This is a genomic window from Ligilactobacillus sp. LYQ60 (assembly GCF_045033015.1).
Lineage (GTDB): Bacteria > Bacillota > Bacilli > Lactobacillales > Lactobacillaceae > Ligilactobacillus.
The window spans coordinates 531,400-546,559 of record NZ_JBJFZV010000001.1 but is presented as its reverse complement, the minus strand read 5'-3'; the positions used below and the strand labels follow the sequence as shown (position 1 = coordinate 546,559).

Below are 15,160 nucleotides of genomic sequence, written 5' to 3'. Positions count from 1 at the left end.
GTTAAAAGGCTTATTTTTTTATCGCCGACGGGCGCTAAACGGAATCTAGCCGACGGGCGTAAAACGGAGGAGGTTTTGTCATGAACGACGAAGCAGAAGAAAAGCAGGGACAGGTTACGGAAAACTCCGAACCAACATTTACCGACGAACAACAAGAACGTATCGACCAGTTAATCGCCCAGAAGGTCGCCAAAGAACGCAAGAGAAGCGAACTTAAAATGGCGGAGCAAGAGAAGCAGTTCAATGAGCGACTGGAAAGCGAGAAGAAAAAGATTGCCGAGCGTGCCAAGATGTCCGCCGAAGAACGAGCACAGGCAGAACAGGCTGACCGTGAGAAGGAATTGCAAGCTAAGAGCGCAGAGTATGACAAGAAGCTCAACGAGTTAACCACGAAGTCAATGCTCATTGACGAGGGAATTAGCCGTGACATGCTCCCGCTTGTCATGGGACGGAATGAGGATGAAACCTCACGTAATCTGGAACTGTTGAAAGCATACGGACAGCAGATTAAGGAAAGCGTGACGGCTGAACTACTGAAAGGCAAGCAAGCCCCGGCGGCTTCGACACCACGTGCCCCGCAGATTGCGGTCAAAGATAACCCGTGGTCGGAGGACGCATGGAACTTGACGGAACAGCAACGTATTTGTACGGAAGACCCGGACAAAGCACGGGAATTGATTGCTCAAGTAGGGACAATTAGCCGTTATCACGTTACGCCGGTTGAGTAATAAAGGAGAGATGTAGAAATGACAGTAGATTATACGCAAGCAACGCACTTATCCGATATGCAAGTGCCGGTCAACTGGGCACAGTACATTATCGAACGGTCAACAGCAAGTAACGCCTTTTTCAAGAGCGGTGTAGTTGCTGATAACACACCACAGCTTCACACGCTGGGGACGGGTGGATCAGTCGTTAATATCCCGGCATACAAGCCGTTAGATATTGCTGACCCGCAACTCCCGGACGACACCACGGACTTACAGCTTCACAGAATTACGACTGACCTGTATCAGGCACGTAAGTTGGGCTTCGACCAGGCATGGAGCGCTACGGACTTAGCGACTGAATTATCTGGTTCAGACCCGTTGACAGCTATTGGTGAGTCACTGGCGGACTATTGGAGTTCAGTTTACGAGAAGGTCTTGGTCGCTACGTTGAACGGGGTATTTGCTTCTTCGAGCATGAAGGGTGTTAACCAGTTTGACGCAACGTCTGGCAAGGACGCCACATTCAGCCTGACAAACTTCAACGAAGCACGGTTCATGTTGGGCGACCACTACAAGGACTTAGCACTGGTTGTAATTCATTCAGATATTCTGAAAGCATTACAGAACGCTAACCTTGTTGACCCGAAGAGTGGTTCATCAAACACGTTCGTTATCAACGGTAACGCTAACGTGCCAACAGCAATCACCGCACCAGACGCTGGCGACAGTATCAAGGGTGTTCAGATTGTTGTAGATGACGCTCTGGCAAAGGACAGCTCTGGCAAGTACACGTCATACCTGTTCGCTAAGGGTGCAATTTCATACGCCGAGTTCCCGGTAGAACACGCCGTTGAAACGGGTCGTGACTCACTTGTTAACCATGGGGTGGACTTCCTTGTTAACCGGCGGCGGTTCGTTATGGCGCCACAGGGTGTGTCATGGAACGAAACAGCATTCGGGACGGACAAGAAGTTCCCGTCACTGACTGACCTTGCCAACGGTGCCAACTGGGTGAAGAAGTTCGACAACAAGCAAATTCCGGTCGTTAAGTTCGTAACGTCCGCAGACGCAGTTGCGGCAACGACGACTTCTACGGCTTCAAGCCATTAATTAGGAGGTGGACGCAATGGCAATGACGGATATTGAGCGAATTAAGACGCTGGTTGGCGTAGCCGTTGATGAACAGACGGAAGCCCGGCTACAAATCTATATCGACAACGCTAAAAAGGCCATTTGCGTCTTTATCGGTAAGGACGTGACCGACTTTCCGGATGAGTTGAGTTATATCGTGGACGCAATCACGCTGGCGAAATACAACAAATTCCATAACGAGGGCATTAACAGTATCAGTGAAGCTGGACTGTCGATGACCTTTAATGCGAACGACCTACAACCGTATTACAACGACCTGCAAGCATGGTTAGACCGTAATACAGGGTTAGGCAATAGCGGAATTGCGGTCGGTTGGGAGTGATGTGGTATGCGTTACGACCAAGACGTAATTTTGCTTAAACGCCAGCCAAGCACGAATGATAATACCGAAACGTTAGATCATGTTGACACGTACACAGAAACCCGGGTCAAGGCAAACTTGCAACGGGCGAACGTAACGGTCGGAACGGGTGAAACGTATGAGGCAACCATTATTCGGGTGTTCGGCGAGTACGAAGCGGATAAGATTGCTTTTCCGCAGACGTATAAGCCCGGGGACGATAGCACGATGTATAACGTTCAAACGGTGCAACACCATTTCCGGCGCACTGATTTCTTCATTGCAGAAAGCGAAGTGGTATGGCATGTCGGATAACGAGTTACCAACAGTTAAGTTTGGAGTAAATCTGGACGCATTTAAGCAGGCCAGGACAGCGGCACAAGCGTTAGCGGACGCTGGTATGCCGGAAGCGTTGGCCGAGTTTGACCGTGAATTTCAGCAAGCGCAACGATTATCCCGTCAGTTCGTCCTCCAAGCTGGCGCCAAAGAGGTGGACGCTGCGCAGAAATTAGAAAGTTCATTGGTCGGGCATAGCAAGAGCAGATATGTACCTACCGGAACGTTGCAGGGGTCGATTAAGCCGGAGATTAGCCCGGACGGGTTATCGGTATCAGTCGCACCACACGCAACAACCGCTCAAGTTAAGCAAGCCCGAGGAGGGAAAGCAGACGGCAAGGTAACACCGTACGGCCCGTTCGTTGAATTTGGGACGTACAAAATGGCACCTGAACCGTTCATGAAGCCCAGCGGTGAACGAGTAGCAAATGAACTGAAAGGCGATTTTGAAAACACGGTACGGCGAGCAATCGAATAGGAGGTGAACCGATTGTCACCAGAAACAGACCTGTTGCTGGCTGTTAAACGGCAACTGAAACAGATTGGTGTTCCGGTTTATGACTTCGGGGAACAAGTGCCAAACAAGTTCCCGCAGATTGTTGTAAACCTCATGAACGAACAAGAGCAGAACGACTTACGGCAGATGGACTACATGAAAGTATCGCTCATGGTGGACGTTTATACCAAACGTAATCTCATGGGACGAGCCTATGACGTAGCCCACAATGTTCGAGTTGCAATGCAGACAGTGGCAACTACGTATTGGCCGATTAGGTACGACACGTTTAGTGAGCGGACGATGACCGATACAACGCAGGGTGGCGACAAGCTCCTGCGGATCAATTATATTTTTGACTATTTTGTTTACGGAAAGAAAGGGGTATAGATTATGGCGATTGAATGGCAACACGACGCTGAATTAGACGTAGAAAGCGCAGATAAGATTGTTTACGGGATTAAGTTCCCGTGGGACAAGCCAACTGACCTTATCCGCATGTTAGGGGTACAGGCGGCAACGTCAACCACAAACACCCGGACAGTAACGAACGTGAACACCAAGAAAGGTGTGCTTCACGCTTCTGGTTCTAAATCCGAAACGTTTGTCGTTGATAGCTATTGGTTAATGGGCGACACGCTCCAGGAAATGCTCAAGCGTGCCGTTGATGAGGACGTCGAAATCGGTATTTGGCGGATTGACCTGAACCAAGTTAAGTCTAGTGGTGGTAAGCGGTACTTCCGAGCAGACTTCGCCGAAGCAACGCCTAATGGTGTTCCTGAAACCGAAGCGGTTAACAACTTACTGCACTCTAACATCACGTACAACATTAACGGTTCTTCACAGCCGGGAATTCTGTGCGAGGACGAGTTAGACCCGAAGATTTTGGAAATGAGTATTAAGCTGTTCAACTTTGCTCACAACACAGACTTTGGGGGTAAGGAAGACCCGAAGCCGACTGTTTGGGAAACATGGCAACAGTCACACACTGTTGACCAGCCTTCAACTGTGGCAAAGCCGAATGTTGAAGGCAGTTCATCAACGAACAGCGAAACGGGAAAGGCAGAAACAACAACTGCCACTACCACAAACGGTGGTAAGTAGGCTTAATAACAATACAGATTAGGAGGAAATCTAGTTATGGAAACACTTAACATTAACAACAACGCATACACACCGAAGTTTAACTTTGCATTCTACAAGCAGGTTTCAAAGGAAAATGCCGCTGATAATCAGGACGGGTTCACAATGCTGGTTAATGACCTGTTAGCCGGTAGCGTGGACGCAATCGTGTCTGCATACTACTACGGCATGGCATGGTACAAGCGTAACCAGCCATCACAGGAAGCCATTGTGGACGCATTAAGCGATACGGTATTTGCGGACGAAGGCCGGACGCAAAAGGAATTTGACAACATCATTGAGGAGATGAAAGCGTCAAATTTCTTGAAAGCTCGTTTGAACCAGTTCGTCAAGGATATGGACGAAAACATGGACTTAATGCAGGAACGGGTCGACAAGGAAGCGGACGACAATCCGGACAAGGATACGGAAGCAGCCGTACTTCGGCGGATGACGGGTCAGCTCGACCACCTGAAACAACTTATCTCGACACCATCAGTTACGCCCGGCGTATAGGGTTAAGTGTTTCTGAACTGGACGAAATGTCGCCGGTTGAGTTTCGGGCGGCAGAGCGGGGGTATCAGTTACGACTGCTAGATGAGCAGGAGCAACGTCTGACCCCACAGATTGCCGTAGACGCTTCGTTGCAAGGTTCTCTGACTGATTATGTCGAGCGGACGCACCAGAGCGTTGGCGAAGCCCGCAAGAAGATACTGGAAGAAGCCAAGAAACAGAAGGTAAAACCGAAACAAACCGTAGCGGCGTTAGCTTTACAGGAGATTCTCAAAGAAAGGGGGTAGAGCCATGGCAGTTGTCGAACAGCAATTCGTGTGGAAGTTCATTGACCAAGTTACGAACGGCGTAAACCGTGCCAAGCAGGCAATTATGGAAGCCCAAGAAGCCGTCAAAGGCAGTGGGACAGAGATTGCGGCACAAGGCGCACATTGGGCGGAATACAGTGCCAAAGCCACCAACGCAATGGACAAGGTGCAACATGACGCTGTAAGCCTCAAAACGGACGTGGAGAGCGCTATTAATGGTACAGATGACAAGGTTAAGAACGCTGGTAGTAGTTGGTCGAGTTTCAGCACGAAGGCTAAAGAAGCGATTGATAAGGTCGTCAACACCGCAAAGAACATGAAAGAGGGCGTAATGAACTCTTTAAGTGGTGCTGAAAAGAACGTTGACCGCTTCGGGTCGGCAATTAACAAGCTCCCCCGTGAAAAGACCACCGAAATCAAGGCAAAAATTGAGGACGGTAATCTAGGCAAGTTCTCCCGTGAAGTCCGTGACGTGCCTAAGCGCAAGGTCACGGAAATCAAAGCGGAAACGAACCAAAGTGTCTTATCACGTATTATCAACTCATTTAAAAAAATACCGAGCCATAAGGAAGTAAACGTTGAAGTGAAGGATCATGCTTCTAGTGCGTTATCTTCCATTGGTGAACGGACGAGTGAAACGGGACACCGTTTTAGCGCATTAAAGGATATAATGCTGGGAACATTCGTTGGCGGTGCAATTACGGCCGGAATTGGCGCATTGGGCAGTAAGTTGTCTGAATTAGGACATGAAGCCAGCGAAACTGCCAAGGAAAATCAGGTCATGTTGCAAACGTGGAACACCTTAACTGGTAGCGTTGGCAAGGCAAACGATATGGTTGCCAGCATTCAGCATTTGAGCGTTACGACCGGGCAATCGGTTGATTTGGTAAACGAACTGGAGCAGAGCTTCTATCACTTGAATAGTAGCAAGTCACAGGCGGATAACCTTACGCAATCCATGTTGAACATGGGTGACGCCGTTGGGTTGTCTGGTGAACAGTTAAAGGCCGTGTCGCAGGACATGACGCACGCCATGGCAACGGGAAAAGTTACTGCTGGTGAATTGAACCAGATTGGGGGCTACTTCCCGATGATTGACGAAGCAATGGCGCATGCGTGCCATACTTCGGTTGCTGGGATGCGCCAAATGGCAAGGCAAGGTAAGATTTCGGCTTCAACGTTGGAGCAGGTGTTCAACGAGTTAGGGCAGGATAAGTACGGCAAAGCTGCCGAGAATATGTTGCAGACCATGACTGGTATGGAACGGACAATCAAGGCACGAGTGCCAATGTTACTGTCTGATTTCGAGAAGCCATTTCTTGAAGCTAAAAGCCCAGTCTATGGCGCTATTTCTAAGTGGGTCACCGACAAGAGTACGGACACCGCATTTAAGCGGTTGGGTGACGCTGTATCAAAAGGTATGCAAGTGGTTACGAAGGCGTTTATTGGTTCCGGTGACACTCAAACTATCGAGCGTGAGTTTAATCGAGCAATCGCCAACATGACACGTGCAGTTACCAGTTTCTCAAGTTTTGTAGCGCAACACGCTGACACTATTAAGGCAGCATTCAGCTCCATGGGTTCGGCCGTCAAGATTGCGTTTGAGGTTGTTGGTTCGGCAATTAAGACCGCAGTCAATGTGCTGGGTAGTGTGATTGGTATGTTTACTAAGACTGGCGATAGCGGTAAGAAATCGGCAAACGCCATGCAGACCGTTGCCAGCGCATTGAAGAAGCTGTCCGAGAACAAGGCGGCAATTAAAACACTAGGTGACGCACTGCTGGCGTTTTTAGCCGTGAAGAAGTTTACCGGCTTTGTTAGTGGTTTGAGTAAAGTTGGCGGAGCAATTAAGGCGTTAGGCGCAACTAAGAACGTTATTAGTGGGTTGACTGCTGCATTTGGTGCTCTAAACGTTTCAATGCTTCCAGAAATAGCGATTGCTGCTGCGATTGCGGTAGGTGTAATTGCTTTGGGATTTGCCTTTACGGAGGCGTATAAGCATTGTGCTACGTTCCGGGGTATTGTTAATGGAATTGGCGATATTCTAGGGAACCTTGCTAAGGCGTGCGTAAACCTTGTTAAGGACGGAATTAACTTAATCGTTAGCGCATTCAAGCTACTAGGCGTGATTGCAAAGAGCGTATGGAATGCCATCCCAAGTTCTTTCAAAAAAGGCATTAGTACCTTAATCAAAGGCATTGCCGATTTCATCAAAGGTGATGTAAAAGCATGGCAAAACTGGAGTAAAGGACTTCTTGAATTGACGGAAGGCCATTGGGGAAAAGCAGGCCGATATTTCTCTAAGGGCTTTAATTCGTTGTTTAAGGGCTTAAATAGCTGGATTAAATCCTCACAGAAAGCGTGGGGACAATGGACTAGAGGTCTTTTGCAACTAATAACCAAGCATTGGGGTTCTATCGGTAAGTTGTTTAGTAAAGGCTGGAAAGACGTTCAAAAGTTATTTAAGAGTGGAAGCAAACTTCTGCAAAAGGGCTGGCAATCACTTACCAAATCTATTCAAAACTTATGGTCGAAATCATGGAACAAAGTTTCCTCAATTACGGCAAAAGTTTGGAAAGATATTACGTCAAAGGTGTCAAAAGGTGCTGAACGAGTGCGTAATTCTGTTTCGCAAGGGATTAGCAGAGTTAAGACTGAGTGGGATAAAGATTGGAATAGGATCAGTTCTACTACTGTTCATATCTGGAACGGTATTAAAGACAAGGTGAGCGAGGGAATAAGTCACGTACGTAGCGATATTTCAAGCAAAATGAACCGTATCAAAGGAGATTGGAGTTCTGCATGGAACACTATTAGTTCAGTTGCTTCCCGTATTTGGGGGACAATTAAGTCAAATATTCAGAGCGTGATTAATTCTATTGCCAGTCACATTAGTAGCACGTTGAATACCATTTCTGGTGCTTGGTCAAGTGCATGGAACGGCATGAAATCAGCATTTCGTAGTATTTGGAATGACATTAAAGGTGCCGCCGAAAGTGGTATGAACGGTGTCATTAACGTAATTAATGGTGCAATCAGCGGTATTAACAAAGTTTGGTCTTTCTTCACCGGGAAAGGAACGGGACTGAGAGAAATCGGACACGTTCACTTTGCAAAAGGTGGTATTGTCGGCGAACGTAAAGGTGCGTTATCCGTCATCAATGACGGCGCTGGCCCACACTGGAAAGAACTGGTGCGGACACCAAGTGGCGAATACTTTATGAGTAATCAACGAAACTGGACAGGACTGCTTCCGGTTGGTTCCCGGGTGTACAGCGGCGAAGAGACGCACGCTATTATGCAAATGGCCGGTGTAGAACACTATGCAACCGGCGGTATCGTTGGCATGCAAGCGCAGCACTTTGACGGTGGTGGCTGGGTTCAGGAAGGTATCGACTGGGCTAAAGGCGCATGGAACAACGTTAAGGACTGGCTCGGTGATAAGCTAGACGCTTTGGATGATTTTCTGGATGACCCGATTAAGGCGTTGAAAGGAATTATCCAGAAGGCGGCAAATGCACTGCTGGGGCTTGTTCCAAGTCAGTACCGTGGTATTGGTAAGTGGGTCGTTGATAAACTACCTTCCGCAATGAAAGACTGGGCTGTTAAAATTCTGAAACCGATTGAAGAAAAATTATCGGAAGAAGAAGGCGGCAGTGGAAACTGGCGTGAAGTTATTCATCATGCCGCACATTTAATGAACGTTCATCTTTCGGAAAATCAGGTCAGTCGATTACTCCGGCAAATTCAAACGGAATCAGGCGGTAATCCGCATATCCGACAGCAAATTACCGATATTAACTCAATCGAAGGACACCCGGCGCAAGGGCTGTTGCAGTTCATTCCGTCCACGTTCAATGCGTGGGCAATGCCGGGACACCATAACATTATGAGTGGGCTAGATCAGATTATGGCGGCAATTAACTGTCTGAACCACGGTGGCGAAGGTGGTTGGGGCAACATTGGTAACGGTCACGGCTGGTGGACTGGTGGCGAAGTTTGGGGCAAACAGTTAGGCTGGGTTGGCGACAACACGGAAGGTCACGAGTACGTGATTAACCCGTATGCTCCAAGCGCAAAACCACTGCTGGAGAAAGCAGTCAACGAAACCATGCTGGCGCAACCCGAACCGTCACAGGCACCGGTTCATGCGGATAGTGCAGACGGTGACAAGTTGGACGAAATTGTCGAGCTGTTAAAGATGTTGGTTGCTAAGGATATGACGATTAGTCTGGAAGACAGCGCACAACGTCTGCGGAAACAAGACGCACACGTGCTACGTATGCAAACGAAACAGGGGGTGTTCTAGAATGCAAATTTTCTCAAAACGAACCGACAAGCCCCACGCTTATAAGTTTGGGGAATACCAGAACCCTCTAGCTTATGACCCGGTAGAGCTTGCTATCAGTGAAGACGGCAAGAACTGGGTATCGGCGTTTGATGTTGGCGATATGGACGGGATATACCTGTACGACTATGATTGGCAAACACCAGTCACCGCCGACACGTATAGCACGTTAGGGCAACGGAACGGGCAGAATCTAACCGCAAGTCGTTATGACAGTCGGCAAATTACGCTTACGTTCCTCGCCCGGTGTCTGGACGAAGATGACGAAAAGCTGGCACTCAAGGCAATTACCAATTACCTTGTTAGCCGGACGCCATACTGGATTACGTTTGCAGACTGCGGTTACCGGATGTATCTGGTGAAATACACTAGCATGACGGCAACGTATATCAGTGAGAAAAATCTTGAGATACAGGTAACGCTTACTAATCTTACTGGGGTTGGGCAGAGCGTAGTTAGTTCATTAAACATTGATAATGCCGTGGCATTCGGGTTGGGGTTACGAGAGAACGAGAATTACAGCTATCAGTTTAGCGGTAACTCATTCACGGTCTACAATCCGGGTGATCTACCGGTTGACCCGATTGTGCAAAATGATTATTTTGTGCTGACAATTCATGCGAACGGGAAGCCGAGTATCAAGAACAACGATACTGGCGACACGTTCGTCATGAACAACAACGTCAACAAAAGTCAGTCGTTGGTATTGAACGGGGTTAACCCGTATCTTGACGGAAACGGGTGCGGTAATCAGACGAATAACGGGGTCATTCGGTTGCAACAAGGGGAAAATCACCTAAGCGTGTCGGGGTGTAACAACTTCTCTTGTTCGATTGACTTCTTTTTTAAGTACCTAAACTGATGTATCAGTACCCAACAATTACGGTGCAAACCCGGGACGGGGCGACACGTGAACGATTACCTATCCCGGATATGCAGGCTTCCTTCAAGGAAACATGGAACGTCAATGATACATGGCAGATCGAGTTTACGGTGATGGATAACGCTGGTTACCGGACGGCGATAGGGTTGTTGGCGGTTGAGAATATCATCAACTACGGCGGACAGCAGTTTTATATCAACAGCATTAACCGGGTAATTAACAATGGTACGAGTACGTATAGTGTGACGGCAACGCACCAGTATTTCACAGACAGTGCTAATTTACGGATTAATGGTTCGCCGAATAGTGGTAACTCAGCGGATAGCAACGGAACGCCAACCAGCTTTCAGGACGCCGTGAACAAGTTCTTGAACGGTAACGACCAGGGTATCAGTGCCGAGTTTCACGGTAATTTTCCGATTGCGACTATCGAAAGCCCAAGCGGGTCATTCCAAAGTTTCTTTTCATCACACGCTGGCGACTACAATGCGGTTGTGGTTCCGAACGGCAAGCACTGGGTGTTTTACACCACAGACGCTTTTCGGCAAGATAACGGACGCACAATGTTCTACGAACACGACAGCGAAGACGTCAAGCTAGGCATGGATAGTAGTTCGATTGTTAATCAGGCGCAGTGCTACGGCAAGGCCAACCAGAATGACAATAATACGACCACGTATGCGGTTAACTTCTTGTGGAGCAATCAGGGGTCAATCGACCGTTGGGGGCTTCATCGAGGAGACGTTGTTCAGGATGACCGGTTTACCGACCAGAACTCAATGCAGCGTTATGAGGACAATCACCAGCAAATTGACCCGAGCATTACGTTAACGTTGAATGCTTTTAGTGATGAGGGTTACCAGAAAGGCGAAGTCATCCACCTTATTATTCCTAAGTATGATTGGAAAACCACGGTAACGCTGAACCACATTGAGCGTAACCCGTTCAACGAGAAGGACGTGCCAACGCTGGCATTCGATAATACTGCAATCAGTGTTAATGACGTAAACGCCGCTTTACGGCAACAAATCAAAGGTATCCATGAACACGTGGGTTCGATGATCGGCGTTGTAAGTAGCGGTGGAACTGATATTGAAAACCACATGGCGGACGTAAATGTTACGTGGTCGGAAGGCGAGGTGGAAGATTTACATGGCAAACTCAAGCAACTCTACGGATAGTTATGGTGTGGGGTTTGGTTACGACAGTACCTTAGGCGAAGGTAAATGCTTTGGGTACACCGACAACGGCGTATTTCATGGCAAAATTACCCCATTAGGAATTGTCTACGACCAGACAGACGCTGACCGCATTTGGTCGCTTATCAAGGATAAGCTAACGCAGAGCCAGCCGGTTCTGCAGCTTCCACTTTACGTGGTAAATGCCAGCGGGAAGCACTTCATGATTGACGTTGACAACTACGGCAATATCACGGCAAGGGGGATTGACAATGACGCAACTACCAACGGTCACAATTAACCTTTGGGACGGTTCGCCGGGGAGTTTAAATCCAACTAATTTAGGGAACTTCAAGGCTATTCAAAACTTTCTGACCCAGCTATCCGAAGTTGAAAGTTCATTCATTCCAGTGTTGGGCTACACGTTCGATTTGACCGATATTGCGGTTGCTGACCGAGCGGCACGGTTGCAGTGGTTGAAGAATGCCCAGACCTTGCTGGATATGCTCCCGGAGCTTGTTAATGATAGCCGATACACCGATTACGACTTCGAGTATGAAGTGCCGGTTATTCCGCAGGGACTAGAGCTTGATAAGGACGCCCTGAACCAGTTCTGGAAAGCAGTCGCTGATGATATCGGTTTTGCGGTCAGAGAATTACAACACATGATTAACGAATTAGAAACACCTGCTAATCAGTAGGTGTGTTTTTTTAAAGGAGATGATAAGACGTGAATGACGCAGATATTACGGCAATCATGCCGGAAGAAGAGATTTATCAGGTTGCTGAACCAAGCACCGTTAAGATGGTTAATGGTCAGTTGGTATATATCATGCTGGATATTTCTAAGCCGGTTAATACGTTTCTTGACTTACGGAAGTACTTCAACGGCGGGCAAGGCGACCACGGTAACGTTCTACCATTAATGTTCGCCCAGAATGGACGCCCGTTAAATACGGCAGGCTACACGGTCAAAATGCAAGGGGAGTACCCAGACGGAACGCTGTTTGACCTAACCGCTACGCCGTCGGGTTCGGGTAACGCCATTTTCAATCTTAAATTTCTACCTGGGTTCTTCCAAACGGTTGGTCGGTACACTTTTAGGATTGTGTTAGACAATGGAACAAACAAACTTTCATCCAAGGCGTGTTTCTTTGACGTTGAGCCCGATTTGCTATCCATAGCGATAGATTTCGTGGACGGGGTATCGCCCTTCGACAATGAGTATGAAGAATGGAAGGCTAAGGTTCAGCGGGAAGTAAACCAGTTAACGGAAGAAGTTACCACCTTAATGGCAAGTGCTAGTGATTGCAAGGCGTTATTAAATCAATACGTTAAGAGTGCGCAGGCGTTTGTCGACGCCGCAGTTACCAAGGCATTGGCGGACGTGCCGAAGCTGGACGGGAATAATATCTATTCGGGGATGAATACGTTCAATGGCACGGTGCGCGGGAAAAACGTAATGGCCGATAACTTTATGGGTAATCTTAACGGGAACGTTAATGCTCAAAACGTAGATATCCTGGGTGGTTTGAAATTTGAGGATGACATACTGAAAGATGTCGGATTTGATATGCGTCACGCTTTATTTTCGTGTCAATACGAAGCGAACGCTTCACCGGGCGGTTGTAGCGAAGGGCTAACAATCCTCAATAATGGCATCCAGAAGTCACAAAGTTCGGACAACAATTATTTCCACTTTATGGGGTTCAGGTTTTACAATCCGGCAGGGAACTACGAGATTTGCATGATGGAAATTCATGCCAACTGTTCTCTTAATCCAGACGCTATGGGCAAGCCGATTATTCAGTTCCCAATTAATTTCCATTTTTTGGAAGGGTTGGATCAAACGCCATTTATGCTAGATGGCCACGAATTGATGATTGACCAACAGAATAAGACGTTAGTTTATCTCAACAAAATTGAGCGGTATAACTCATCGGGTGCTTGTCCGAATGATTGCCATGACGCCAAGATGATTTAGGGGGTGCAGAAATGAAATATATCTATCGCTATGACGGACAGTCACCAACGGGGATGGTAACGGTCGAAGTTGACGATGATTACACGTTGAAGGCAGGCGAAGCGACTGAATTGCCGGCAGGATTCACTCCGTATAAGTTAGTTGACGGCAAATTAACCGCTTCTACCAAAGAAGAAAGCGACGCATTCTATCAGAAGCAAAACGGCAATAGCATGGCAACGGCACCGCAGATTACGCCAACGCAACAAATGATGGCGGTGTTTACTAAACAGATGAGTACGTTGTCTGGGCAAGTCACTGCCTTAGAACAAACAGTGGCCGTTCAAAACAAACAGATTGCCGAACTTAAAGGAGGAAAATAGTTATGGGAAATGACGTATTATTCGAGATGATTAAAACACAGTGGTCGTGGGGTGTCTATAAGAGTATTGATGATTTGCAGGTTTACGTTAACGCCGGGTGGATCACCGCTGAACAAGCCAAAACGATTGCAGAACCAGCTTCAAGCGGAGCTGGTTCTGTTGCTTCTCCGGCAACTTCGAGTAACTAACTTTAATCAAAAGTGGTGGGTGGGCAGTGGAATAGGAGGTGTGCCATGGCAAACCTAAACGGACAATTAGTGATTGCTAACGGACAGTATGAGTTCAAACACGGCGATACGAACAGCGAAATCCAGTTCGTAGCCTATGATATGCAGGGCTCCAAGGTGTCACTGCAAAAGGACGGGTCAGCGAAGTTCGTCATCAGTAATACCATGGGCGTTTGCAAAATGCTGACTGCCACAGTAGCAGCGGGCTATATTTTTAAGCTCAAAACGAGCGACCTATCTGCATTGCCAGCAGGTAACTACACTGTTGAGCTAGACGTGTTGGACGCCCAAGGTGGTAAGCGGATATTCCCCGTGGATAACAGTGCCACGGTGATTACGGTTACCCCCGACGCTTTGACCGTCACCAACGGTGTTGTGCCAACAAGTTCGTTGAGTGATTTTGAGGATGACCTTAAAACTTATACTCAACAACAAACAGCGCAAGCTATGGCGGACGTAAATAAGGCGACAGACGACATTAAAAAGGATTTCGACCAGTACGTTAATCAAATCGGCACTTCAACGGTGGCTAAAGTTAATGCAAATAGTACCGCAATCAGTACTAACGCAGATAAAATCGGTAAAGTCTCGGATATGGTTGATACAATGCCTGATATTGTTTCATTACTAGCAAATCTGAACAGCGTTAATCTGTGTTGGAACTCAGATTTCTTAGGCAATGAAGGGATATGGGTCGAATGGGGACTCCCTGCGGATTGGGGAAGCAACGTAACGGGCCATCAACCAAGTGGAACGAATAATTGGTATGGGCACCGGGCATGTAAAGCTAATGATTGGGTAGACGAGAACACCGTTTACTTCAGTCGACCAATCAGAATTGGGAATGGGTTTGATAGTAATAACTTTACGATTTCGGCCAGCGTTCAGTCTTATGTATATAGCCAGAGTAATAAGGGTCAAGTTGTATATATGGTTCAATACGACGATAACCGGGAATTTAAAAATCCGATTAATGTTGTAATCGGGGTCAATGACGACAAGAGTGCTGGTTGGAAATTGCTGAAAAAGGAAAATATCCAAATTCCGAATACGAAACCATGGGTACGGTTCGCTATGAGGGCCAAAGGAAATACCGTAGACGACATTAAGGGTGCTTATGATATGTTCAGCGAACCGATGATTGTTCGCGGTAGTACGGTACCTAGTTATGTTTCGAGTTCAACGTATAAGGGGGGATAAG

General features: G+C 47.5%; 18 protein-coding genes. All 18 read left to right on the top strand.

What is annotated here, in order from left to right:
* The first annotated feature begins 80 nt into the window (after window positions 1–80).
* The 18 genes from ACI3EZ_RS02705 to ACI3EZ_RS02620 are packed head-to-tail and all read left to right on the top strand — an operon-like array spanning window position 81 to window position 15,159.
* Window positions 81–728 carry a DUF4355 domain-containing protein gene (locus ACI3EZ_RS02705; RefSeq protein WP_405025420.1) on the top strand — a complete coding sequence of 216 codons (648 nt, stop codon included), beginning with the start codon at window positions 81–83 and terminating at the stop codon, window positions 726–728.
* Window positions 729–746: 18 nt separating this feature from the next.
* A complete protein-coding gene (locus ACI3EZ_RS02700) occupies window positions 747–1,820 on the top strand; it encodes a major capsid protein (RefSeq protein ID WP_405025419.1) in 1,074 nt (357 codons plus the stop codon).
* Window positions 1,821–1,836: 16 nt separating this feature from the next.
* Complete coding sequence (locus ACI3EZ_RS02695) at window positions 1,837–2,184, top strand: phage head-tail connector protein (RefSeq protein WP_405025418.1); 348 nt, start codon at window positions 1,837–1,839, stop codon at window positions 2,182–2,184.
* 6 nt (window positions 2,185–2,190) lie between these two features.
* A complete protein-coding gene (locus ACI3EZ_RS02690; RefSeq protein WP_405025417.1) occupies window positions 2,191–2,517 on the top strand; it encodes a hypothetical protein in 327 nt (108 codons plus the stop codon).
* Window positions 2,507–3,016: an HK97-gp10 family putative phage morphogenesis protein gene (locus ACI3EZ_RS02685; protein ID WP_405025416.1), complete on the top strand. Its 510-nt coding sequence runs from the start codon at window positions 2,507–2,509 to the stop codon at window positions 3,014–3,016. The genes ACI3EZ_RS02690 and ACI3EZ_RS02685 overlap by 11 nt, the downstream gene beginning before the upstream one ends.
* 12 nt (window positions 3,017–3,028) lie before the next feature.
* On the top strand, window positions 3,029–3,424 hold the full coding sequence (locus ACI3EZ_RS02680; RefSeq protein WP_405025415.1) for a DUF3168 domain-containing protein: 396 nt from the start codon (window positions 3,029–3,031) through the stop codon (window positions 3,422–3,424).
* 3 nt (window positions 3,425–3,427) lie between these two features.
* Complete coding sequence (locus ACI3EZ_RS02675) at window positions 3,428–4,138, top strand: phage tail protein (RefSeq protein ID WP_405025414.1); 711 nt, start codon at window positions 3,428–3,430, stop codon at window positions 4,136–4,138.
* Between the two features lie 36 nt (window positions 4,139–4,174).
* Window positions 4,175–4,672 carry a tail assembly chaperone gene (locus ACI3EZ_RS02670; protein WP_405025413.1) on the top strand — a complete coding sequence of 166 codons (498 nt, stop codon included), beginning with the start codon at window positions 4,175–4,177 and terminating at the stop codon, window positions 4,670–4,672.
* 26 nt (window positions 4,673–4,698) lie between these two features.
* The gene (locus ACI3EZ_RS02665; RefSeq protein ID WP_405025412.1) at window positions 4,699–4,956 is read left to right on the top strand and encodes a hypothetical protein; all 258 of its coding nucleotides are present in this window, start codon (window positions 4,699–4,701) and stop codon (window positions 4,954–4,956) included.
* Window positions 4,957–4,960: 4 nt separating this feature from the next.
* On the top strand, window positions 4,961–9,286 hold the full coding sequence (locus tag ACI3EZ_RS02660) for a tape measure protein (RefSeq protein ID WP_405025411.1): 4,326 nt from the start codon (window positions 4,961–4,963) through the stop codon (window positions 9,284–9,286).
* 1 nt (window position 9,287) lies between these two features.
* A complete protein-coding gene (locus ACI3EZ_RS02655; RefSeq protein ID WP_405025410.1) occupies window positions 9,288–10,187 on the top strand; it encodes a phage tail domain-containing protein in 900 nt (299 codons plus the stop codon).
* The gene (locus ACI3EZ_RS02650; RefSeq protein WP_405025409.1) at window positions 10,187–11,389 is read left to right on the top strand and encodes a prophage endopeptidase tail family protein; all 1,203 of its coding nucleotides are present in this window, start codon (window positions 10,187–10,189) and stop codon (window positions 11,387–11,389) included. Before ACI3EZ_RS02655 ends, ACI3EZ_RS02650 begins: the two co-directional genes overlap by 1 nt.
* Entirely contained in the window at window positions 11,361–11,687 is a 327-nt protein-coding gene (locus ACI3EZ_RS02645; RefSeq protein ID WP_405025408.1) for a hypothetical protein, read from the top strand. The genes ACI3EZ_RS02650 and ACI3EZ_RS02645 overlap by 29 nt, the downstream gene beginning before the upstream one ends.
* Entirely contained in the window at window positions 11,659–12,087 is a 429-nt protein-coding gene (locus tag ACI3EZ_RS02640; RefSeq protein ID WP_405025407.1) for a hypothetical protein, read from the top strand. Before ACI3EZ_RS02645 ends, ACI3EZ_RS02640 begins: the two co-directional genes overlap by 29 nt.
* 29 nt (window positions 12,088–12,116) lie before the next feature.
* A complete protein-coding gene (locus tag ACI3EZ_RS02635) occupies window positions 12,117–13,370 on the top strand; it encodes a hypothetical protein (RefSeq protein ID WP_405025406.1) in 1,254 nt (417 codons plus the stop codon).
* 11 nt (window positions 13,371–13,381) lie between these two features.
* Complete coding sequence (locus tag ACI3EZ_RS02630) at window positions 13,382–13,732, top strand: hypothetical protein (RefSeq protein WP_405025405.1); 351 nt, start codon at window positions 13,382–13,384, stop codon at window positions 13,730–13,732.
* Window positions 13,733–13,734: 2 nt separating this feature from the next.
* On the top strand, window positions 13,735–13,920 hold the full coding sequence (locus ACI3EZ_RS02625; RefSeq protein WP_405025404.1) for an XkdX family protein: 186 nt from the start codon (window positions 13,735–13,737) through the stop codon (window positions 13,918–13,920).
* Window positions 13,921–13,965: 45 nt separating this feature from the next.
* Window positions 13,966–15,159 (top strand): hypothetical protein, encoded by a 1,194-nt coding sequence (locus tag ACI3EZ_RS02620; protein ID WP_405025403.1) that lies wholly within the window; start codon window positions 13,966–13,968, stop codon window positions 15,157–15,159.
* Window position 15,160 lies beyond the last annotated feature (1 nt).